The sequence below is a fragment of the Butyricimonas sp. genome, from assembly GCF_019423355.1.
Lineage (GTDB): Bacteria > Bacteroidota > Bacteroidia > Bacteroidales > Marinifilaceae > Butyricimonas > Butyricimonas faecihominis.
Genome location: NZ_JAHZBP010000013.1, coordinates 57,604 through 81,238, shown reverse-complemented (window position 1 = coordinate 81,238; position 23,635 = coordinate 57,604). Strand labels below are relative to the sequence as shown.

23 protein-coding genes are annotated in these 23,635 nt (G+C 44.3%); 1 reads left to right on the top strand and 22 read right to left on the bottom strand.

Features of this window, described 5'->3' with window-relative positions:
* Positions 1 to 9: 9 nt before the first annotated feature.
* The 8 genes from QVC79_RS16125 to QVC79_RS16090 form a co-directional block, all read right to left on the bottom strand.
* Positions 10 to 1,485, bottom strand: a complete 1,476-nt coding sequence (locus QVC79_RS16125; RefSeq protein WP_270595454.1) for a RagB/SusD family nutrient uptake outer membrane protein — start codon at positions 1,483 to 1,485, stop codon at positions 10 to 12.
* A 19-nt stretch (positions 1,486 to 1,504) separates the two neighbouring features.
* Positions 1,505 to 5,077, bottom strand: a complete 3,573-nt coding sequence (locus tag QVC79_RS16120) for a SusC/RagA family TonB-linked outer membrane protein (RefSeq protein WP_270595453.1) — start codon at positions 5,075 to 5,077, stop codon at positions 1,505 to 1,507.
* 106 nt (positions 5,078 to 5,183) lie between these two features.
* Positions 5,184 to 6,344: a FecR domain-containing protein gene (locus tag QVC79_RS16115; protein WP_270595452.1), complete on the bottom strand. Its 1,161-nt coding sequence runs from the start codon at positions 6,342 to 6,344 to the stop codon at positions 5,184 to 5,186.
* Positions 6,345 to 6,389: 45 nt separating this feature from the next.
* Positions 6,390 to 6,971: a sigma-70 family RNA polymerase sigma factor gene (locus tag QVC79_RS16110; RefSeq protein ID WP_270595451.1), complete on the bottom strand. Its 582-nt coding sequence runs from the start codon at positions 6,969 to 6,971 to the stop codon at positions 6,390 to 6,392.
* A gap of 90 nt (positions 6,972 to 7,061) precedes the next feature.
* On the bottom strand, positions 7,062 to 7,664 hold the full coding sequence (locus QVC79_RS16105) for a rhomboid family intramembrane serine protease (RefSeq protein ID WP_124317569.1): 603 nt from the start codon (positions 7,662 to 7,664) through the stop codon (positions 7,062 to 7,064).
* A gap of 24 nt (positions 7,665 to 7,688) precedes the next feature.
* The gene (locus tag QVC79_RS16100) at positions 7,689 to 8,384 is read right to left on the bottom strand and encodes a murein L,D-transpeptidase catalytic domain family protein (protein WP_416336087.1); all 696 of its coding nucleotides are present in this window, start codon (positions 8,382 to 8,384) and stop codon (positions 7,689 to 7,691) included.
* A gap of 15 nt (positions 8,385 to 8,399) precedes the next feature.
* On the bottom strand, positions 8,400 to 9,320 hold the full coding sequence (locus QVC79_RS16095) for a L,D-transpeptidase (protein WP_270595450.1): 921 nt from the start codon (positions 9,318 to 9,320) through the stop codon (positions 8,400 to 8,402).
* 123 nt (positions 9,321 to 9,443) lie between these two features.
* Entirely contained in the window at positions 9,444 to 11,390 is a 1,947-nt protein-coding gene (locus QVC79_RS16090; RefSeq protein ID WP_270595449.1) for an alkyl/aryl-sulfatase, read from the bottom strand.
* A 175-nt stretch (positions 11,391 to 11,565) separates the two neighbouring features.
* On the opposite strand from QVC79_RS16090, the gene QVC79_RS16085 reads away from it, so the two are divergent.
* A complete protein-coding gene (locus QVC79_RS16085; protein WP_270595448.1) occupies positions 11,566 to 12,417 on the top strand; it encodes a helix-turn-helix domain-containing protein in 852 nt (283 codons plus the stop codon).
* A 67-nt stretch (positions 12,418 to 12,484) separates the two neighbouring features.
* Here the strand turns inward: QVC79_RS16085 and QVC79_RS16080 are convergent, their stop codons facing one another.
* The 14 genes from QVC79_RS16080 to QVC79_RS16015 form a co-directional block, all read right to left on the bottom strand.
* The gene (locus tag QVC79_RS16080; RefSeq protein WP_027201691.1) at positions 12,485 to 12,940 is read right to left on the bottom strand and encodes an ATP synthase subunit C-like protein; all 456 of its coding nucleotides are present in this window, start codon (positions 12,938 to 12,940) and stop codon (positions 12,485 to 12,487) included.
* A 41-nt stretch (positions 12,941 to 12,981) separates the two neighbouring features.
* Positions 12,982 to 14,817 (bottom strand): V-type ATP synthase subunit I, encoded by a 1,836-nt coding sequence (locus QVC79_RS16075; protein WP_270595447.1) that lies wholly within the window; start codon positions 14,815 to 14,817, stop codon positions 12,982 to 12,984.
* A gap of 15 nt (positions 14,818 to 14,832) precedes the next feature.
* Positions 14,833 to 15,423 carry a V-type ATP synthase subunit D gene (locus tag QVC79_RS16070; protein ID WP_027201693.1) on the bottom strand — a complete coding sequence of 197 codons (591 nt, stop codon included), beginning with the start codon at positions 15,421 to 15,423 and terminating at the stop codon, positions 14,833 to 14,835.
* A gap of 36 nt (positions 15,424 to 15,459) precedes the next feature.
* On the bottom strand, positions 15,460 to 15,840 hold the full coding sequence (locus QVC79_RS16065) for a four helix bundle protein (protein ID WP_270595446.1): 381 nt from the start codon (positions 15,838 to 15,840) through the stop codon (positions 15,460 to 15,462).
* 35 nt (positions 15,841 to 15,875) lie between these two features.
* On the bottom strand, positions 15,876 to 17,198 hold the full coding sequence (locus QVC79_RS16060; RefSeq protein ID WP_270595445.1) for a V-type ATP synthase subunit B: 1,323 nt from the start codon (positions 17,196 to 17,198) through the stop codon (positions 15,876 to 15,878).
* 82 nt (positions 17,199 to 17,280) lie between these two features.
* A complete protein-coding gene (locus QVC79_RS16055) occupies positions 17,281 to 19,038 on the bottom strand; it encodes a V-type ATP synthase subunit A (RefSeq protein WP_270546840.1) in 1,758 nt (585 codons plus the stop codon).
* 9 nt (positions 19,039 to 19,047) lie between these two features.
* A complete protein-coding gene (locus QVC79_RS16050) occupies positions 19,048 to 19,887 on the bottom strand; it encodes a DUF2764 family protein (protein WP_270595444.1) in 840 nt (279 codons plus the stop codon).
* A 71-nt stretch (positions 19,888 to 19,958) separates the two neighbouring features.
* Positions 19,959 to 20,567 (bottom strand): V-type ATP synthase subunit E, encoded by a 609-nt coding sequence (locus tag QVC79_RS16045; protein ID WP_270595443.1) that lies wholly within the window; start codon positions 20,565 to 20,567, stop codon positions 19,959 to 19,961.
* 284 nt (positions 20,568 to 20,851) lie between these two features.
* Positions 20,852 to 21,016 carry a hypothetical protein gene (locus QVC79_RS16040; RefSeq protein ID WP_270595442.1) on the bottom strand — a complete coding sequence of 55 codons (165 nt, stop codon included), beginning with the start codon at positions 21,014 to 21,016 and terminating at the stop codon, positions 20,852 to 20,854.
* A 10-nt stretch (positions 21,017 to 21,026) separates the two neighbouring features.
* The gene (locus QVC79_RS16035; protein WP_087422559.1) at positions 21,027 to 21,659 is read right to left on the bottom strand and encodes a hypothetical protein; all 633 of its coding nucleotides are present in this window, start codon (positions 21,657 to 21,659) and stop codon (positions 21,027 to 21,029) included.
* 166 nt (positions 21,660 to 21,825) lie between these two features.
* Entirely contained in the window at positions 21,826 to 22,431 is a 606-nt protein-coding gene (locus QVC79_RS16030) for an N-acetylmuramoyl-L-alanine amidase (protein WP_270595441.1), read from the bottom strand.
* 145 nt (positions 22,432 to 22,576) lie between these two features.
* Positions 22,577 to 22,945 carry a 3TM-type holin gene (locus tag QVC79_RS16025; protein WP_270595440.1) on the bottom strand — a complete coding sequence of 123 codons (369 nt, stop codon included), beginning with the start codon at positions 22,943 to 22,945 and terminating at the stop codon, positions 22,577 to 22,579.
* Positions 22,942 to 23,316 carry a DUF6266 family protein gene (locus QVC79_RS16020; protein WP_270595439.1) on the bottom strand — a complete coding sequence of 125 codons (375 nt, stop codon included), beginning with the start codon at positions 23,314 to 23,316 and terminating at the stop codon, positions 22,942 to 22,944. The genes QVC79_RS16025 and QVC79_RS16020 overlap by 4 nt, the downstream gene beginning before the upstream one ends.
* Entirely contained in the window at positions 23,313 to 23,576 is a 264-nt protein-coding gene (locus QVC79_RS16015; protein WP_270595438.1) for a hypothetical protein, read from the bottom strand. Before QVC79_RS16015 ends, QVC79_RS16020 begins: the two co-directional genes overlap by 4 nt.
* Positions 23,577 to 23,635: the final 59 nt, after the last annotated feature.

Genomic DNA, 23,635 nt, shown 5'->3' with positions numbered 1-23,635 from the left:
AACTAACTATCAATTATTATTCACCCATCCGCTGTTAAAGCTCATCACCTTAGGCGGGATCCGGTAAGTCAACCGATCTTCGGTCAACGTGTAGGTTTGTTCACCCACCTTATGGGTATAATTTTTCTTATCATCTTGGAAAAGCGGATCATTCCACAAGCGGCGGATATCGAACCAGCGCATACCACTCATCATGAATTCACGTGTTCTTTCCTCCAACACGAAACGAAGCAATTTTTCTTTACTATTCACGCTTGCCGGGATAGCGGCCTCTACTGCCGGCATCCTCTTTTCTCTCAGTGTCAGTAAATCCGCTCTCGCTCCTGTTTCGTCCCCCGTACGGGCCTTACATTCCGCCAGCATCAAGTACAAATCCGGGAGATCGCCACAAACGGTAAACATATAACGACATACTCTCTTCGAATAAGGCCATTGAGTTACCCCGGTATAATCCTTGTCACTGAAAAACTTCGCCCGATGGTCATTCTTCGAGTACAAAGCCATGTATTCCGGTTTCACGTACACTTGCGGGGGATACAGGAATAAGGTAATCGGCAGGATGCTTACCTGTTTGTTGTATATCAATTCATTATTATCTTCACTCAAGTTAATCGGATAGGTACACGTCATTCCCCATGTATTGGAAGCTCCCGTGTAGCCCCAATTATAAATCTCTTGGTTATAATCAAACAATTCCAAGGTAATGGATGAATTTTGAGTTCCCTTGTAGGCACTTTCCAAAGCCTCCAAAGCTTTACCGTATTCACCCATTGCCATATACACTTTACCTAACATGAAATAACCGGCGGCACGATACACCCGCTGACGATGTTGAGTCTGTAACGGTAAATCAGGACAAGCTTCTTCCAGTTCTTTGGTAACAAAATCATACACGTCTTTTACCGTTCCCCGGGAGAAAGAGGTCTCCCCTGAATTAGCCTTTGTCACGACAGGCACACCGGGATCAGTTGCTGCCGTCGCTTCTTGATAAGGTTTACAGAAGAATTGGGTCAGATAAAAATGCATGAATGCACGTCCCACCCTGGCCTCGGCCAAAAGCTCCTTTTTCTTTTGGGTTGTTCCGTCCTCGGCATCCATCACACCGTTGGCGATAACATTGTATAAATAAATCTGCTGATAGGCCGCACTCCACTCGGCACTGTAATCTTCTTCCAAGAATATATCCGGATCATACGTGTATGCCGCCCGGGCCGAACGTCCCATATTAGCGTATGAAGCCTCATCCGTGATCAATTCGTCCGTCATGTAAATAAAATATATCTCGGACTGCTGTGCGGTAATAGAACCGTTTTCATTTACTTTTGAAAAGATCAGGTTTGACAGGATCGTGTTGTTGAACAACCCGTCATAATGAGCAATCTTTTCCGGAATATCCTTCCCTTTAGGCTTCACATCGAGGAAATCATCACACCCGCAAAGCAAAAACCCCCATATCAGAAAAAATATATTATATCTCGTTTTCATATCTTTTCGCATTATATTATTACTTAAAATTAACTGTTAATCCAATCGACCAAGAGGGTCCGAACTGGGTTGCCCGCACGCCATTCCGTAGATTCATTGCCTCCGGGTCTATACCTTGATGGTTGGCCGCCCAGTAGAATAAATTGGATACTTGAAAACGTATCTTGATATTTTCTGCCGACAGACGATCACAGATTCCACTAGGTAAAGCATAGGCCAAGGATAGATTACGCAATTTTATGTACGACGCATCCAACACCTGTTGATCCGAGAAACGATAGAGACTTATATCCCGACGAGTAGTTGAAGTCTTCGTGTTCGCCTCGTAAGAAGGAATGTCCGTAATGTTTTCATCCCCGGGTTGACGCCACCGTTTGTCGAAATCCTTGTGCAGGTTCGAGGTGATACGTCCGGCATAAAATTGATTGACATCATTCCGCATTTTATGTCCCAAGTTATAGACAAACATACATGACAATTCTATCCCCTTGTAGCTAAACGTGTTTGTCAAACCTCCATACCAAGGAGCCTGCATGGTTCCCATGTAGCGCATACATTTCAAATCGGTAAGGTCCTGTGTCAGTTTCACCTTCTCCCCGTTCTCATCGTACACTTGCGGGTCTCCCATATTATCCAAACCTGCCCAGCGGTAAGCAAATAAACTACCGGCGGCATATCCCTCTACATAGTTTTCATAGATAATGCTGGAAGGAGATAAAGCATTTGCAACGGATAACTCTTCAATCTTGTTTTTATTGTAAGTCAAAGTAAAATTCGTTGACCAATTAAACACGCCACTCATATTCTGACTATTCAACGAGAATTCAAATCCCTTATTCGTCATCGTTCCCAAGTTTGCCAAGGCGTTCACCCAACCCGTAACAGGATTCAACGGCACGTTACCCAACAAATCGGTCGTTTTTTTGAAATAAGCATCCAAGCTTCCGTTCAAACGTCCTTGTAACACCGAGAAATCCACCCCAGCATTGACGGTCCGGGTCTTTTCCCAAGTCAATTTATCATTGGCAGGAGTCACGACGTTATACCCCTTACCCGGATAGGCTGCATCCTGCGTCACAATCAATACATCATACGGTCCGCCCAAACCCGGATCCGGAGAATTTCCACCCAAACCGTAGCTAAAGCGAAGAACCAAGCGATCCAACCAACTAATGTTCTGCATGAAGTTTTCTTGTCCCAAGGTCCATGCACCACCGACGGACCATACCGGTTTGTATTGAACACTCGGATCACTCCCGAATAGATTTGACTGGTCCACACGGATGCTGGCATTCAGCGTGTACTTGGAATTATAGGTATACGCCCCGTTCGCATAGAAAGAAACAAAACGATATTCCGTCTCGCTGTCCGTGAAATGTTTCTTTGTCAATTTGTTCACGGCAGACGTTCCTTGTTTTAAAATCGGATTCTTGATCCCGTTCTTTATTAATTCGCCCTCGTCATAAGAATTATACGTCATCGTCTGCGGGTCATATCCACGAGAGAAGGTGCCATGACTATTGGTCAAGGTTCCCCGCACCTCCATTCCGGCAAGACCGGTCACGTGAGAGACACTCTCTTCAAAGTTCCGATCATACATTAACTGGTTACGTACAGTCCAGTCCGTGTTATACGTCGAGGTATTCGTGTAATGACCTCCGGTTTCCGGCAAATAGAACGTGGGTACCCCGTTCTCTGTCGTGGCTGCTTGGGCAAATTCCACTAATTCCCGACGCACGGAGAAGGATTCTTGGTCATCAAATTGTTCGGCTTTACCTTCGCTGCGTTGGTATTGGAAACGACCGCTATAACTCAAGCCCTTCCACAGTTTGATTTCAATTCCGGCATTCACCCGGGCATTCAGAAGTGTCGATTTATTGAATCCATCCCGATTATCTTCCAAAGGAATATAATCCAGACTAACTCCACTTAAATTTTCGTAATTCAAGCGATCCGGCTCGTAGAACTTCAACACGGAATGAGAAAGTGCATTTCCATTCTCGTCTTTGAACATCATATAAGGTAATATGCTGTTATCTACCGAATACATCGATTTATTTTTCTTGTCTGTCATGGCCAGATTGACGGTTAAATCAATTTTCAACCAATCGGTGAAATTAAAATCCTGCTTCAGGTTTAGCATGTATTTATTTGTCCGCACTTTATCATTGGTCTGGTCATTACCGAAACCCAAGGATCCGTAATAACGATGTACCCCGCTTCCCCCCATGAAGGAAAGGCTATGATTGGTGAAAAAAGCCGGTTGCATGAACAAATCTTCAATTTGCGAACGATTATTCAGAGAGGCCAGTCTCGCGAGTTCCTCATCCCTTTCGGCCTCAGTGTACTCCTTATTGACAGCCTTGTACATCGGGAGTTCGTGAGGATACACGATCGGGAGGAATCCGCCAATACCGTTGTTGGTTGTCGTTACCGCATTCCAAGTATAAAATTCCGGATCAAAGATTTCTGTCGCACTTTTGATTAACGTGCCGCTTGACATATACTGCATATAACCGAAATCAGGCATTCCTTTATAAGTAAAGGAACCGTCATAACTGATTTTAATCTTCCGATCGGTATCTTTACCTTTTTTCGTCGTGATCACGACAACACCGTTAGCCGCCCGGGCTCCCCAGATAGATGCTGCCGTTGCATCTTTCAAAAACGTAATGTTTTCAATGTCATTGCTATTTACCATGTTCTCGAAATTCTCGGAACTCATGGCCACCCCGTCAACCACAAACAACGGGCTTCGATTGGATGAAATTGAAGTTAATCCCCGGATCAAGTATTTATCCTGCCCGTCAGCATAGTTGATATTCAAACCGGAAGTCAACCCCTCCATACTTTCCAACACACTACCGGTCAGACCAACACGCTCTTTAATCTCGCTACCGGAAACAATACCGAAAGAACCGGCATTTCTCTCTTTTGACAAGGTTTGGTATCCCGTCACGACCACTTCTTCCATCTGCTCCACGTCTTCTTCCATCACGATGTTCAGTTTTTTGCCGGGAGCATATTTCACCTCTTGCTTTTTCATTCCCACGAAAGAGAAAACAAAAGTGACCGTGTCACTCGGAATCTTAATCATAAAGTTTCCGTCGATGTCGGTTACCACCCCGTTGTGAGTTCCTTTAATCAACACCGTTACCCCCGGGAGTGGCTCTCCTTTTTTATCTTTTACCGTTCCGGAAGCCTGTTTTGTTTCCGGCTTTTTTACCTGATCGCTTTTCGCGAGGATATAAATCACATCCTGTTCGAAGAAATAACGCAACGAGGTGTTGTCAAAAACCTGATCCAACACTTCCCGCACCGTTTTCTTGTCCGCCTTCACGTCAAAAGCTGTCAGATTTTTCACGTGTTCTTCATTGTAAATGAAGCGTAACCCTGTCTGTTTCCATATTTCCTGACACAACGTGTTCACGTCGCATTGATGCAAATTGAGGGAAACAACTTGCTCCTGCGAGTAACCATTCGCCATGGCCCCGGAAACGAAAAAGAAACAAAAAATCATCAACAGTCTCATAATTTTAAAAGTCTTTGATTTTTTCACGCTGAAAACAGCGCTTTTCCAATTAGATTTCATAACTTTGTTATTAAAGATTATACATTCTGAATAGGTATCCGTTTGCCAATGGACCTATTCATTGATCTTTCAAAAGGTGGAGATGGGGGAAACATCTTCACTTTTTTTATTTACTACTTACTATTACTTTATTTCCTTGTACTTTAAAACGTGCATCTGATATTTTTTCAAAAGAAACAAACAATTCCCGTACGTCCTTGTAACGTTTCAAGTTTCCGGACAATCGTACCTCCTGTAACCCGGCATCTTGATAAAGCACTTCCAACCCGTACCACCGACTCAATTTATCCATGATCGAATTCAGAGATTCATTCCGGAAAATGAAATCCCCGTTTTTCCACGACACATAAGCCAATACATCCACATCCTCCACCGTGATCTTTCCCGAGGTCTGATCAAACACTCCTTTCTGATTGGGTTTCAGCAAGACCTCTTTCCCGCCTTGATTCATACTCACACTTCCCGTCACGAGAACCGTCTCGATCTTGTTGTAGGTATTCACGTTGAATGCCGTTCCGTACACTTTGACAGACATATCATCAACCTGTACCAAGAAAGGCTTTTCCTTATTCTTGGAAACCTCAAAATAAGCTTCTCCTTTCAAATAAACGACCCGCTCTTTTCCATTGAATTGTACCGGATAACGTAACTCGGTCTCGGCATTCAGCCACACACGGGTTCCATCGGACAAGGTTAGATTAAATTCTCCCCCTCTCGGGATAACCAAACGATTCATTACTCTTGCCGTATCCTTGGTTGTTCCTCCTTTACCTTCGGCTGACTGGTAAGAGATTCGACCCGTCTCACTCACCACAACTGAAGTTCCGTCCTTTTCTTCCAATTGCCGGGAAACATTGCCCATCGCCACTTCCTCTCCCGAAGACAACACTAATATGGCCTGTGATTTTCCCGGTTGAATGGTTACCTTTTTTGCCACCTGTACCGGTTTTTCCTCTATCTCACCCGAATTCCATAATAGTATTCCACCCACACTCAGTAATATCACCACGGCTGCGGCCACGCCATTCCAAACTTGAAGAGAGGAGCGCTTTCTCAATTTTTTCCGCAAGAGATTAAAATCCGATTTTACCTCCCGGGCATACACACCCCATTGAAATTCTAGATGTACCCGTTGAAATTCCCGAAAATATTCCTTGTTACCTTCACTCTCTTCGAGCCATGCCTTGACTTCCTCCCGCTCGACATCATCCAGCTCATCAAGAAGATACGCCAGTAATTTTTCATCTATTTCGTTTTGCTGTATCATAGTTATAATCCATTTTACAACTATAATACAGCTCAACAACAAAAATCATTGCTCTGAAATCAAACTTTTTTCAAGAAAAAATAAATAGATTGCCAACTCATCCTTATTATCAGCCTGTTGACGGAGTTTTTTTAAAGCCCTTACCAGAATGCTATTTACCGTGGCAACAGATATTCCCAACTTATCTGCCACATCCTTATATTTCATCCCTTCCAAATATATCTTACGGATCACGTCCTGCGCCCGGGGAGTCAATTTTTCCAGTTCTTCCTCTACACGCCGAAAAACTTCGTCCTCAAAGTTATCATACTCATTCCAAGGACTATCGTAGTAAGCCACATCACAAGCCTGACGCAAAGGATCAATTTTATCTAACTGGTTTAATGCCAGATTACGAATAGAGGTAAACAGGTAAGATTTTAACGTTTCCGGAAGGAACGCAGAATAAGGTTTTTCCCAAAGTTTCACAAAAAAGTCCTGCACAATATCTTCGGCTCGCTGGGTATCATGTAAAAAAGTCGTGGCCCAAACCACCAAGGGCTTGTAGTATTCACGAAACAGAAGTTCCATTCCACCAATCTTCCGCACTTTTAATAACGAGCAAATCTCTTGATCTATCGGACGCATAACTTTTCCACACTTGAACTATACAAATATAGGAGATTTAATTTCCGGAACAAAAGATAATATGAAGTTCTTATTTCTGTACGCAACGAATTAATGCCTTAAAAGTTGCTGAATGAACATCTGTAATAATCTCGGTTCCAGTAACACGGGAAAGATCAAGCCGAACACCGCTCCATAGAAGTGGGCATTATGATTGATGTTATCGCCGTCTCGTTTTGCCATGTACTGGCAATAAAGCAAGTAGATGAAACCAAACACGATACCGGGAATCGGAACGATCGCAAAGAAGTAAATCTTATCCCAAGGATGCAAAAATATCGCCGTGAACAAAACAGCCGAAACCGCACCGGATGCCCCGATGGAAGAATAATATTGATTGTTCCGGTATTTCCACACGTCATAGACCGAAGCGGCCACCATTCCCCCGAAATACAGGATCAAGAAACTGGAACTACCGAATCCCCACGCGACAAACTGGTTCTCCACGTATAACCCGAAAGAGAGAAAGGTGAACATATTCACGATCAAGTGCGTCCAGTCGGCATGGACAAAACCGTGAGAAATAATTCGGTACCACTCTCTGGAATGTACCATCCGGTAGGGGTTACACGACAATTTATTGAACAGGGAATAATTGTTAAAACAAGCAATTGACACGACAACCGTGACAATAAGTATAACATAAGTCATCATAATCTACTCTAAAAAATAATGTTATTAAATATCCGCCCGATCCTTCTGTGCCTCATCTTGTTTTATGAACGTACTCCGGCTCGCGTAAGTTTTGTCATCTCCATGAATATACAGAAGGGTCCCACCTTTAATTGTATCTATAATTTTTTTGCTCACGGCTAATGGTAATGCCGGACATCCCAAGCTACGCCCCAACCGCCCACATGACCGAATGGTTGACGGGTCTGCGTATGCCGCCCCGTGCATCACGATCGCCCGCTCTTTCGCCTTGTCATTAATTCCCCGCTCCAAACCGTCCAACACCAAAGAATACCCATTCTTCCCGTAATACGTGTTTTCTGTTTTGTAAAAACCCAACGAACTCTTGAAAGAGCCTTCCCGGTTGGAAAATGACGTGGCATATTTCTCCCCGCTATTCCGACCGTGAGCCACGTAAGAAATAAACAGGATCTTTTTCAGTTTCAGATCAATCACGAACAAGCGTTTTTCCGTGGAAGGTTTCGTGAAATCAATCACCGTAAGGATGTCCTTGTCGTGACCGCCCATCCGGTTGTACCCCGCAATAGCCCGCTCGAACACCGCGTAATCAATCGTTCCGGCTAACGCCATCTCGTGATAAAGCGCCCGGCTATTCGGTACTGACGACCTCTCTGCCGCAATCCCCGATAGCGATCCCCAACAAATTCCTCCGATAATCAAGATAAGCGATAACACACGCATAAAGTCATTTTTTCATCAATCAAACACAATTACCAACGTCTTTTCCACCTCCGCCCAATCGTACATGAACTTGGCATGTGATGTCGCATTCCTCACGCACATATGAGACCGGGGTGTCGTTCCGAGCGTCCAACTATATTCAATCAACTTGTTATCGGGATAATTGACCGGAACCCCATGCAAATAGGCACCTCCGGTAAAACGACAAGCATAAGGAGCAAACCCTCCTTTCTCATCTGTCCCGTCCTTCAGGTAAAGCATCTCCGACAATTTCCTCTGTACAAAATAAATTCCCGGTGGTGTGGCTTCTTGATAAGGTGGTCGATTAGCTCCCGTCGTCACGGGATTCATACTTCTCACTAACCAAGTAACCCCTTCTTGTTCTAAAGTTGCAATATTCTGATTCGTTCGGTCTACAAATATAACTTTTTTAATCGAAAGAGGCCCTATTAACTTCATGTATTTTTTAGGAACATACCATTCCCCTGCAAAAGTAGCCGAACTCACCTGAAAACAACCAGCACTGTCACTAATCACGGCAACATAAGCCCCATCCCGCCCATAACGTTCCGGCACGCTAAAATTTCCCCGTTGATATAAAGGAATTCCTTGAGAACGATCCACGCCGAACGAATCCCGAGTCTGTTTATATTTGTTAATTTTGTATTTTCTCGAAAGGGGTGGCATCCCGTTCACGTTTTTATAATTCCGAAGTACCCCATACCCGTCATTCTTCTCCTGAAAGACCATCAATGAATCAAGGAATGCCGATATCTTATCCCATTGAAATCGTCGTTCCTGTTTCCCGTATTTATAGGTATCATGTAGCGTGTGTCGGTCATATAACAAACGTTTCTCTATTTTTACAGTATACCCAACACTATTTAAACAAATTAAAAAGAACAACAACGTATAACATTTTATCCATATCATCATCTACAACATTTTTAAATGATAATACGTCAAAAATTGAATTTTGTTATGTCTTATGTTATCATCGGAGAGAGACTGTCTAACAAGTTTATTTTTAAACGACAATCTCTCTCTTACAATCATCCGTCAAGGTTCTATAATATTAAACATCGGATCAAAACTATCCAACAGAGAAAGCAAAACCTTCAACTCATTAAGATCCCCGGTAATCTTCATTTTCCCCGTATCTATCAACTCTTCCGGACGAACCTCTTTTAAGATTAAGCGGGCAAAATCATTTCTAGTCACTTGTAGACTCAACAATGCGCTTGCATCCGTGTAACCCATCCGATGATTCAGTGCTCCATTGTTCAACAGTAGCATGGCCTTCTCTCCGCAATCCTTAAAAGTCAGATTTATACAAATACGTTTATCCCCAGCCTTCATCCCGTTCACTTGGATGGCACAAAAATCCAGTAACATGTCCGCACCCAAATTACTTACAGAACTAGCATTCACCAAATTCGGTACCTGACGATTAATTTCACCTCTTAACTCTTTTGCCCCCGTGAGGTAAAAGTTTCTCCAAGGGCCAGATTCTGCCTGATATCCCAGTTGCGTATACACATCCGCCAGTAATTGTCTGGCAGTTTGATTTTCAGGTTCCGCAAACACTAAATTATTCAACAAAGTAGCACACCAACGATATTCCCCCTCATCATAAGCTTTCCGGGCAACTTCAATCACTCGTTCTCCCCCTCCGATCGCCTCCACGTATTTACGTCCCAACTCCACCGGGGGTAACGGATTCAGATTAGCCGGATTACCATCAAACCACCCGAAATACATTTGGTACTGAGACTTCACATTATGACTCAATGAACCATAATATCCCCGGCACGCAAATAAAGAATCCAACCCGACAGGCAATACAAGTTGTTCGGCGATCTCGTTCGGAGTCAATCCTTGGTTTGCCATGCGTAAGGTTTGATCGTGTAAATACCGGTACATATCTCGCTGTGCGGCCCAGTAAGTATTTATCTTCTCATTCCCCCACGTAGGCCAGTGATGCAGGGAGAAAGTCACCTCCACGTCATTCCCGTAGCGAGCAATCACGTCATCAATATACTTACTCCACAATAAACCATTACGAACCTTGGCGCCTCGCAAGGTTAACAAATTATGCATCGTATGCGTAATTTCTTCGGCAGCACAGAAAGCCTTGTATTTCGGGAACCAAATCATCATCTCCACCGGAGCTTCCGCTTCCGGAACAAACATAAACTCCATCTCCAACCCATCTATCACCCGACGTTCCCCCGTGGTTTCGATCTCATCCGTTGGCCGCACAAGCATACTCTTACCCCGGGAATTGGTTGTTCCCAACCCGGTCCCGATATTTCCCCCGGCATGACGGGGTAATAATAGCCCGTACATGTAAGAAGCCCTTCGTCCCATAGCAGTCCCCGCCATGACGTTCTCACTCAACGCTTCTTCATAAAATCCCTTGGGAACAATGATCTTCATGTCTTTATTTGAAACTTCCCGACAAATGGCGTCCATTCCCCCGTAATGATCAATATGGGGATGAGTGATAATCAGTGCCCGCACGGGTAAATCTCCCAAATGTTGCTTAACCAAACGATAACCGGCCAAGGCCGACGCTTCCGAAGTGGTCGCGTCAATAATAATCCATCCGTGATCCGTTCGTACAAAAGTCATGTTGGCCAAATCAAATCCCCGAACTTGGTAAATAGCCCCGGGAACCACCTCAAAAAGCCCGTGAATGGCATTCAATTGAGACTGTCTCCACAAACTCGGATTTGCCGTCGCCGGGGCTTCTCCTTCCAGAAATTTCCACGCATTTAAAGGATAGGAAACACTTCCATTTTCATTTTTAATGGCTTCATCTTCCAATGTCGCGATAAACCCCCGATGCGCATCTTCAAAATCCGCCCGATTATTAAAATTCAAACGAGTTTTCACCGCCATATTTTCTTTTTCTGTGTAAGAAGTCGCTTTCTGTTGGGCATTCCCACTCATAGCCAAACAAAGCATTACAGCTATTCCCCCGGTAAACAATTTCCTCTTCATAATACACTTTCATTTAAACATAAAACATTATCTATATAACAAAGATAAAACCAGACGGAAAACACGTAAAGGTATATTTTTTACTTTTATTGGTCTATTTGTATGATTTGCTCCGTACAAATAGACCAAATAAACCCAATAATTGGTATTTTTATACCCATAAACAAGGAACGACATGGAAACAAAACCCACATTCAGAATCATCACCCGACGCTTGCAGGAAACCACGGCGAACTCTTTTCTCTTATGGGAAGAAGACGATCTTTTCCCAGCACTGGGATATCCCGTGAAGATTAATTTTACCGGAATCTTCATCTGTTCAGCCGGAACTTTAGATGTAGAAATAAACCTTACCCCTATGCGAATGGATGAAAATCATATTCTCGTTTTCACCCACGAACATGCCGTGCGTATCGTTAAGCGTAGCGAGGACTTCAAATGTGTCGGGATCATTCTTTCCAAAGCATACTGGGAAGAAACATTACTCCACACCCATGCATTCAACGCCTTGACCCGCACCGTCCCCTGTCTTCCAATAGAACCCGATCAGAAGAAACCATTACTGGATTTTTTTTCCATCATCCGCACGCATACCAAATTAAAGGATGCAGAAAACCGAAATGAGATCATCAAACATCTAGTGATTAGCATGTTTTATGCCATCGGAGAAGTCTATAAACAGCAATTGGCACAAAAACAAACGACATCACAACACGAAAAATTGTTACATGACTTTCTGGAACTAATCTACCAACATTACAAGACCCACCGAGACGTGGCTTTTTATGCTCAATGCCTATCCTTGACACCCAGATATCTCACGACAACGATAAAAAAAACCAGTGGAAAAAATGCCTTACAATGGATAGAAGAATATGTCATTCTTGAAATCCAAATCCTTTTGCGTCATTCAGATATGACAATTAAGCAGATTGCTTACGAGATGAATTTTTGTGATCAATCTTTCCTAGGCAAGTATTTCAAACGAATAACCGGGATGTCTCCCGAACAATATCGTAATCTGTAAAATGAACAAGGGAGGTGTGACAAACGACCACACCTCCCACCTATATCATCTATTCAACCGGATCCCCTTATGCAGGAATCAACCCGGTAATCAGGATCAATACCAACAATCCCAAGATGGCGTACAACTCCGGGAACACGGCCAATACCATCGTGGTTCCGAACACGTTGTAACCGCTACCGATTGCCACTATACCGTTAGCACATACCTGTGCTTGACGAATAGCAGAGAAGAAAGCCACTAAACCAAGACCCAATCCGGCACCGAAGATAGCTGAAGCAGGCCCCCAACCCATATCCACGTTCGTCAAGAAACTACTTAACAGGAAATATCCCACGAAACCATACAACCCCTGAGAGGAAGGCAACGCAGACAAACCAATATACTGACCCGATGCAGTCGGGTTTTTCTTCAAAGCACCTACCGCGGCATTACCGCAAATAGTAACTCCATACGCACTACCGATTCCTGATAATGCCACCATCAATGCAACACCTAGATAAGCTAATAAAATTGGTTCCATAATTCTAATCTATTTAATTGTTATTTTTATAATCTTTATTTTTAATCATTTACTTTTTTTCTGAACGGGGCGTATTGTTTACCCCCGCCTTCAAATCCGGCATTCTTGTAGAATTCCACGAAGGTCAAACGCATCGGGTGTACAAACGAACTGATCATACACAACCCGAAGTTAATCGAGTGACCGACAAGCAGGATCAAGAACACGGCAATGAATTTCACGATAAACGGTAGCCCATCCGTAAGCTGGAAAGCCAGCGTGTTAAACACACCTCCCAAGATACTTCCCGTTAACCCGATCGCGAACAACCGAATATATGAAAGCGTGTCTCCCAGCAATCCCGTAGCCATGTTGTACGTCCCCCACAATCCTGACCCAAAATTAGAGAAAATCCCTTTTCCCGGAGAATTGTAGAAATAAATCGTCAACGCTGAAAGGCCCAACAAAGCGTAAAGCACGTATTTCAAACCTTCCGGGATCACAACTTTTAGCATCGGTAACCCGATCAACACGCCCAACAGGATAATGGCAACGACCCAACCTAACGTCGATACCGCATATTTAAATCCAAACTGTTTCGTTAACCTTGCGGCATTCAAGCACATCCCGTAAAGAATCTGGATAATACCCACGGCAACCGCGATAATCATCATCGGGTTATATCCCCCCAGATACTTCCCGTAGTTCGCTTCCGTCAGGAAGAGTGACTTCACGCCAGCCAACCAAGGCCATTCCACGGAATCCAAAGCGATACCAAAGAATGAACCCGTCAGTAAGCCGACAATAACCGTCATGATTCCCAAATATTGCCCCAGCACAAGGTAACCCTTCACCGAAGGCGAGGCTTTCCGGCCAATAATGAAACAAGCCAGCCAGATGATCAACCCGTAGCCGCCATCACCCATACACATTCCGAAGAACAGCATGAAAAACGGGGCCAAGAAAGGCGTCAAATCCAACTCCCTATATTGCGGCAGGGCAAACATTTCCGTTACCGGTTCAAACAACTTGGAGTAAGCATTGTTTTTCAGCTGCACGGGAACATCATCCTCCGGAGTAGGCCGGGTGAATTCGAAGTACACATCTTTCGTTTCCAGAAAACTTCTCATTTCAGCCTCTCTTTCCACCGGAACCCATCCTTCCAAAGCAATGACTTTCTCGTCAATCAGATGTTGAGCGGCATCCTCCACTTTAATCTTGTCTGCCACCTCGGTAATCTTCAAACGATACTTTTTCAGCCGTTCAATCGCATCCTGAGAAACAGCATCCAACTCTTTCCCGATGTTCACGGATTCCTCTCGCAAAGCCGTAATTTGCTTTGCCAACTCTTCTGCCGTGGCTTGAGGGAAAAGATAAGGATCAGCCTCCAAGTTCACGCTTGTCCCAGCAGGAGTAACAGTAACAAAATATTTCTGTCCCATCATCTCGCTGATTATAACAGCGTCATACATCTCTTCCCATTCCGGCTGATACTTCTGTTCCGGCACGGAAAAGAAATGAAATTCCCAACCGGCAGTCTCCAGTTTTTGGATCATCTCCCGGGAAAACTTTCCCCAAGGACGATAAGCCGCATGGTCCTTCTCCAAACCTGCCAATTGTTGCTCGATCTGATCCTGCCGACTATACAAACCTTCCAGATAATCCAGCAAATGCTCGTCATCCACCTTCACTTTTTCCACCTGCTCCACGTCATTCCGACTCTGCATGTGCGTGATCATCTCCCCAGTCCGCCTGATCAACATCAATTTCGCCTGTAGATCCGTATCTTCTGCCGTACGTTCCGTATTCTCATGAATATGAACCATTCCCTTTTCCCGGAGTTCTCCGAGAAATGTTTGATATTCCTTGTAAAATATCAACAGGGACAATTTCATCATAGGTACTATCATAGGCTATTCCTCCATCAATTTACGGGTTTTCACGATCTTCTGTGACGACTTGGAAAGGTTTTCCTCGTCTTCCAAGAACCGCTTGATCTTGCGAATCGCCTCTTGGAATCCCGGAATCTGCACTTTCTCGTACAAATTCACCTTCTGTGTCGTTTTCTTTCTCGCCCTATCCAACAGCTCCATTTTCCGGGTGAAAAATTCCCTCTCCAAAGCGATACTTACTACCTCTTTGATGTATTCCACACCATCGAGTAGCCACCCGGGTTGATTAAACAAGCTGAAATCCTTCACCTCATAATCCACCCCGTCGAGAACAGGCGTCTTTACCCCGGCAATCTTTTTCACCGACATCCTGACATCCTTCACGACAAGTATGTCTTCCTTATACTCGTCATAAAGTTGCAGCATATCGTTCAATGAATTCAGCGTTTCTTCCAACTTCACATTAAACTCATCCGCCACCTGTTTCGCCTTCTTCACCTCCGAACGTAAAGCCGACTCCTTATTTTTGATGGTAGGCAATGCCCTCACTCGCATCTTCAACTGCTTATCCAGCCCTTGAAGCGATGTCTTATTATATTGAAACTTTATCACCTTACCAAATTATTAAATTATTCTGTGATTTGCGATTTAATGATTCTGTGATTGCTGCTCTTTGTTAAGCCCGATACTTTTAGTCCGGATAGAAGCCACAACCATAGCCACTAATTCATTTACTTCTCTCTTGAGTTCTCTCAAATCATCTGATTTTAGTAAATCAGACTCTTCAATAATTTCAAGCCAATAAGCTGTTTCATCCGCTTCCTCTTCAACGATCCTCATTTTATTGATGAAATCCTTATCCGATTTTGCTCGACACACAGCCCGATAGTTAGCACCAACCGATAAAGCCGAACGTAAAATCTGATCTTTCACGACCCAAGCTAACCGTGTCCCCGGAAACTTTTCTGTCATCCTGATCACGGCTAACCCCAACTGTTTTGTTCTACGTTTAAACTCTATCTGATTCATAAACTGTATTAATTAATCACTGAATCGTCAATCACCTAATCACTAAATCCTCCAAACTCTTCCACGATTTCCTGCTTAATTCCCAATTCCGCCTTGTTAAAGTATTTGCGGAAAAGATCCCAAGCGGAATCCAACATCTGATCGGTACTGATGTTTACATCGATAGCAAGCAAGCTGTTGGAATAGTCTTTGGCGAAATCTAGGGTACGGCGGTCGTAGTCCGTTAGGTCGAAACCGTTCTCCATCTTGGTCCGGGCGTTAGCGGCATCGGCATATAGACGGATGGCGGCATTCATCACTTGCGGGTGATCCTTACGGGTTTTCTTACCGATCACGAGCTGTTTCAAACGAGACAAACTTCGGAACGGGTCAACAATAACCTTACCAATCTCCGTGTCTTTACGCAGGAACAACTGTCCCTCCGTGATGTACCCGGTGTTATCCGGGATAGCATGGGTAATGTCACCGCCAGACAACGTGGTCACGGCTATGATCGTGATAGAACCTCCGGCAGGGAACTGCACGGCCTTCTCGTAAATCTTCGCCAAATCGGAATACAATGAACCCGGCATGGAGTCCTTCGACGGGATCTGATCCATACGGTTGGACACGATACTCAGAGCATCGGCATACAACGTCATGTCCGTCAACAACACCAATACTTTCTCGTTCTTGTCCACCGCAAAATACTCGGCAGCCGTCAATGCCATATCCGGTACCAACAAACGCTCAACAGGCGGTGCCTCCGTGGTATTCACGAAACTAACGATACGATCCAACACCCCGGCGTTGTCAAACAAATTTTTGAAATACAGGTAGTCATCGTTCGTCAACCCCATACCACCCAAGATGATACGGTCTGTCTGCGCTCTCAGTGCCACGTTCGCCATCACTTGGTTGTAAGGCTGATCCGGGTCGGCAAAGAACGGGATCTTCTGACCGGACACCAACGTGTTGTTCAAGTCGATTCCCGCAATACCGGTTGCAATCAATTCCGACGGTTGTTTACGACGCACCGGGTTCACCGAAGGTCCACCAATCTCTCTTTCTTCCCCGTCAACAGCAGGCCCTCCGTCAATCGGATCGCCAAAGGCATTGAAAAAACGCCCGCATAAATCGTCTCCCACTCTCAGAGTAGGCGCTTTTCCCAAGAATGTCACTTCTGCATTCGTCGGAATCCCTTCTGTCCCGGAGAACACCTGAAGGGTTATATCATTTCCCCAAATCTTCACGACCTGCGCCAACCGTCCGTCTACAATAGCCAGCTCGTCATTCCCGACGCCCTGGGCATTCAACGTACACGTTGCTTTCGTGATCTGGGTGATCTTTGTATAAACTTTTTGAAAAGCAGTCGTCATATAATTTTAGATTTTAGATTTTAAATTTTAGATTGCTCTTCTTTATCGATTTACAATTCAAAATTTAAAATTTACAATTATCTCATTTTTTTCTTTCGTTAATGATCTCGTTCACTTCTGCCTCATACTTTTTAAACGCTTCCGATTGATATTCGGAATAGTTCATCTGTTTGAAACCATTAATGATACGTTTGAAATAGGGGTTAATCTCTTCGAACGTGTCAAAATTAAATTCGGAACGAACCACACCCAGTACCATGTTCAGCATATACTTCTGACGCTCCATTGCGGTAGAACCGTCAATGTTGTCAAAAGCATCCTGTTGCAGAATCACGAAGTCGATCAACTCGGACTTCCAGTATACCACGTGATATTCCAAAGGCACACCGTCATCCCCCAAAATGTCGATCTGTTCTGCCGTCTCGCGACCGCGAACCAACATATTACGAGCCTCGTTCACATCAGCAATCCACGTATCGGAAATATTCTTCTTGGCGAACTCGATAAATTCCGGATATTCCAAGTATTTTGAGTAAGATTCCAACGTATCAATTGCCGGGTAACGTTTCGCATCCGCACGAGCTTGAGACAAGGCATAGAAACAACGTGCCACTTTCTTCGTGGACTCCGTCACCGGCTCTTTCAAGTTACCACCGGCAGGAGATACCGTACCGATAAAAGTAACGGATCCCGTCTTACCATTATTCAAATACACCATTCCCGCACGAGCATAGAAATTTGAAATGATAGCCGACAAGTCCATCGGAAACGCATCCTGTCCCGGTAACTCCTCCATACGGTTGGACATCTCACGCAAAGCCTGCGCCCAACGAGAAGTCGAGTCTGCCAGCAGCAACACCTTCATTCCCATGGAACGATAGTATTCCCCGATCGTCATAGCCGTGTACACGGAAGCCTCACGGGCAGCCACGGGCATATTGGACGTATTAGCAATAATCGTGGTTCTCTCGTACAATTTACGACCGGAACGAGGGTCTTCCAATTCCGGGAACTCGGTAAAGATTTCCACCACCTCGTTCGCACGCTCACCACAGGCAGCCATGATAATAATATCAGCATCGGCAAACCGGGACAATGCGTGTTGTAACACGGTCTTTCCCGTACCGAACGGTCCCGGGATAAAACCGGTCCCCCCTTCCAGTATCGGATTCATCGTATCGATAACACGTACTCCGGTCTCCATCTGACGGGAAGGACGAGGTTTATCCACGTAATTACGGATAGCCACCTTCACCGGCCATTTCTGGATCATCGTAACAGGAATCTCTTTTCCGGCCTCATCTTTCAGCACGGCAATCGTGTCCTTTATCGTGTATTCTCCGGCAGCGGCAATTGATGCGATGGTATATTCCCCTTTCAACTTGAAAGGTACCATAATCTTATGATCCAGCCAGTTCTCCTTCACGTTACCCAACCAATCGGCACCGGTCACCTTATCACCGACCTTGGCCAACGGGGTAAAACTCCATTTTTTATCTTCTTCCAACGGGTTCGTGTACTCTCCTCGTTTCAAGAATACACCCGTCATCTTATCCAGGTCATTTTGAAGACCGTCAAAATTCTTTGACAGCAAACCGGGACCCAATGTAACTTCCAACATATGGTTTTCGAACTCCACGAGGGAACCGGGTTTCAATCCCCGGGTACTTTCAAAAACCTGTACATAAGCAATATCCCCAACAACCTTGATCACCTCGGCCATCAACCGCTCGTTTCCAAGCTGGATAAAGCAAATCTCATTCTGAGATACCGGTCCTTCGGTACGCACAAGTACAAGGTTGGAAATAATACTATGAACTTTTCCTTGTGTCTTATTCATGTCTCAATTTTAATTTTTAAATTCTTCCGCAAACTCGAAACTCTTTCTGAACTTATCCACGACTTCCATGAAGACTTTTCGTCCCGATTCGGAACTCATCTTGCTCCATCGCTCAACGATCATCAGCTCAAGCATGAAACTCAAAACTTTCTCCATGGAGAAATACTCGTAAACCACGGCCTCTTCGATATAATCCCAAAGAAGTAAATCCAGTCCTCTCTCCCGTTCGACAAGGTTTGTATTTCCCATCAGAGAAATCACCTTCTCCGCGTACGGGAATTCCATCCCCAAACCGAAATCTTTCGAGTTCGAAGTTCTCAGCGCCTTAGAAAATGCGTTATCACCAATAATCTCCGGGGCAACCTCTTTCCCGTACTTCCGACAAGTCAAGGCCGTCTCCAGATTCTTCACGTTCATCACAAATTCTGCGTAATTCCGGACAAACTTACTACCACTCTTCATCAAGTGATCGTAATACATCCAGCTCAACACATTCTCCGGAGAAACATCATATTTCAAATGTTCCCCTTTAAAATCTGCAATAAATTGATTGAGGTAAGCAGGTAAAGAATTCGTCGGTTCGGTAATTTCGTCTTCCAGACGTTGTAATGGATATACTGTTTCAAGATTGGTATCGGGAGCCATTTTATTTAGCAACCGCAGAACTTGTTTATTATCGGCAGGCAGAAAAAACAACTCCATCAACTTCACATCCTCCTTCTTCAGAGCCTCCCGAGCCAACTCCCGAAACCCGTTCACGGACAACGCTAGTTTTCGATCATCCAGAAAGACCTCCGGTAGTCCTGCAATAAAACAATAGTAATTATTTTTTAATATCATATTATTCATTCTGTGATTCTGTGATTTAATGATTCAACGATTTTGTGATTCAATCACTTAATCTATAATCACCCAATCACTCAATCCTTAAATAACAGTTTTTTCGTGAAGCCCTTCATGTACTGATTAAAGAAAGCCTCAAATAGCTTCTCAGAGAAAGCAATCTGGAAACCACCATCTTTAGGCTGGATCACAAACCCTTCTTCTAAATTACCAACCTTTACATCAAGACCTTTATCCAACAGATCCTTGTACTTGGCCGCAACAAACGATTCGAACTTTGCCTTTTCATCCTCGGAAAGAAGAATTTCCATGTTCAGGTTTCCACCGGCAACATCCCACTTCTTCACGATCGTCATAAGCAACTCATGAATAAAAGCTTTTTCCTCGAACCCGATCTTGGCAACATCACCGGCAACATCACCGGCAACAAGATTCGTGATTGCCTGTTTTAAAGCAGTGATAGCTTGGCGTGCACTTAACGTCATTTCAGACTCGACCTTCTTTTTCAAGTTAGAAACCTCTGTCTCCGCATCAGCATTCATCTGTGCTGCTTTCGCTTTCGCATCGGCAATAATCTTTTCGGCCTCTTGCTTTGCCTGGTTGATGATATTCTCCGCCTCCTGGCGAGCCTTATCTACCCCCTCGTTGTAAAGCTTTTGGGTCAAAATATCTAATTTATTCTCCATACTAAAAACGTGTTATATATTAATTTTATCTTACAAACTTTCATTAAAACTAAGTGTCAATAAATGTGCCAGTAATCCAGAAAAACGGCGTCAAGATATTAAAAAACATTGACAATAACAAATAAAAATTATACAATAGGACACTTGAAAATATCCCCGTATCAGATACGAATTCCACCGTCAAGGGTTCCACTCAAACCATAAAAGAGACAAAATTCATAGCACAACGAAGCCGCGTTATAAACGATAAGGAGTGGCAAAGAATCTCTGCCACCCCATCCGCATCAATGTTGTTCCCATCGACGTTTGCACCAAGCCACCACGACCGAACTGATCACTCCTCCCACGATGCTTAACACACCCGCGACAAAATCATTTGCCAACTGCGCGAAAAAAGCATTCAAACTCAGCGTGAAAAATATTCCCGTGAAAAAGTATAAGCTCATCATAACCTTAAAATCACTCAACCGTGAGATACTGGCTAGGCGAAATACTTTTCCCGTTCTTCGAGGTTGCAAAACAATAGATCTTCACGTTCGCGTGGTTCCAATTTTTCGGAAGTGCCACGCTGGTATTGCCATTCTCCCCCCGACTTCTTAACGAGATCAATTTCACCCGCATCAACACGCTCTCGAATACCACGGCATACACCAGATCGTCAACCAAAGCGAACCCGTTTTCCTCCGTCTGCATCTCCTGTTCGAAAGAATACATTTTATTTTCCGAGGAATACGTGACCGAGACTTCCGGAACATCTTGAACTCCGGTAGCCATTTTCAGCCGCTCGTAATCTACCGTTGCCACGTGTTTCTCATCCACGTCTACCGCTTTCATGTTTTTCGCGACGAAAGCATTCGAAGTCGTTCCGTTCCCAATCCCTACGAATCCTTTCTGCACAACCGGCAACAAGAAACGGGACAACTCGATCAACACCTTCATGCGGGCTCGCTGATCCAACATCTCCGAAGTCGGCTTATCCTTTCTCGAGAATATCCTCGCCCTAGCGATATTCTGTTTGTTCATGTAACACATCGTCACGTTACCAAGGGTTTTCGTTACCTTACCCAATAAATAAGAATCAAATTTTGCCATAATAATAAAATTTAAAAATGAATAAATCAGAAAATTTAAAATGATTCCGCACTCCCCGCATGGGCCCTACACGAAGAATGGAATTTAGAATGTAGAATTTAAAATTTAGAATGGAAACACAGCCTCGTACTGTTGGAATTTAAAATCTAAAATTTAAAATCTAAAATCAGTAGAATTTAATCCAGTCCGCCACCCTCAACGCCGGTCCCGGATCAACTTTCCTCGATGTCACGTCCGAATGTCCCACGATATCCCCGATGGGATAAGTATCCACCAGCAAGCCACACACCTCGTTCAACACCCGCATCTGCACGTCCGTGTAATCATGCCAGTACGTCGGCACCTCTCCCGAATCTTCCGTGTACACTTCCCCCACGGGAACCTCCTTTCCACATTCCGCCACGAACTTTCCCCCTTCCAGTCGCAACTGCCCCAGGTTATCCAGCTCGATCCCGATCGAGTAATGATTCAGCTCGTTCCTTCCCCCGTAACTACTCTTCCCGGCATGCCACGCCTCGATATTAAACGGCACCATCTGTATCACCTGCCCGTCCCGCCCGATCACCACGTGAGCCGATGCCTTCACATCCGGCCTTATCAAGAATTTTGCTGAAGATATGGCACTAGCACCTGCCGTGTAATGTAAAATAATCATATCCGGCTCTCCTAGCCCCTGTCTATTCTTCGGGCATTCCAGATGAATCACCCCACCACCCATTAACCGGTGATTGACAATTGAAAAAGATGAATTAAAACTTGAAAATACATCCATAATAAAAAGTTTAAAGTTTAAAATTTAGAGTTTAGTATGAAAAAGATTCCGTGATTGCCGATTCGATGATTGGGTGATTAAAATCACTAAATCGAAAATCATTAAATCACTTAATCGATAGGATCTACAATCACTAAATCTAAAATTAGCGTGGCTTTCGTGCGAATGCCTGCATGATTTTTTCCCCGCTCCTCCCCACCACGTACCCGCCCAACCCAATCTCCAGCAAATCCCAGAACCGGGAAGTATCCGCCAACATGGGCAAACTCGTGAAAGTGCCAATAAGCACAATAACAGCAAATATCAACATCACCAATGGCCGCCACGAACGCTGTAGCCAACTTCCGGTAGCCTCGGCTCTTATCACGCCAGCCCGAGCTTCAATCATTTCACGTTCCCGCTCGTACACCAATCTCAGTATCTCCGCCTGTAACTCTTTCTTCTCCCGTGCCGGGAGCGTCACGCCATTAATCACCCCGCTAATAGCATTGACAACATCTGCTATCGGTTTCATTTCCTTCCCTGTAAACGTACATACTGACTCATAGATAACTGCTTCTCATCAGGCGAAATAAAGAGACAATACAAATGCAACGTTTCCCCCTTCCACCCGTCAATCGTAAAACTCGCCACACCATCTTTCCGCACTCCCCCTATATTCTCCAACACCCTCGGACAAAACGCCCGCCCTTCATGTAACACGACCACCATCAAACGATCATCATCCTCCACAAATCCTCGTCCACCCACCTTTTCCCATTGCAATAAAACACGACCTTCCGGATCAATCTCTCCTCTTAAATGAAACACTCGTTGCCTCTTTCCCGCGGAAAACTGAAGTTGAGAGAAATCTCCGATACGCCCATCCGCACAGAACACCTTCATATTTTTTCAAGATAAAACGTATAACCATTGAAACTGTTTCCTTGAGCAGACACCTTCAATATTCTCCTTAACGAAGTCTCTTTCAACTTCTGGTAAAACCGGATTGCAACTAAAAATCTCGCCCTCACTTCCTGTTGTTTCATTGTCTTCGGATTATTCGCTCGAAACGTTCTTCTTGCATACGACTTGTTACCTATTTGATAAATAACCACATCCCCCAATTTCCCGTTTAATCCAAAATCATTTTTAAATGATGCCATAATTTCTCGTTTTTTAAATGAATACTCTCTCTCATTTTTCTAACGACAAAACTACAACA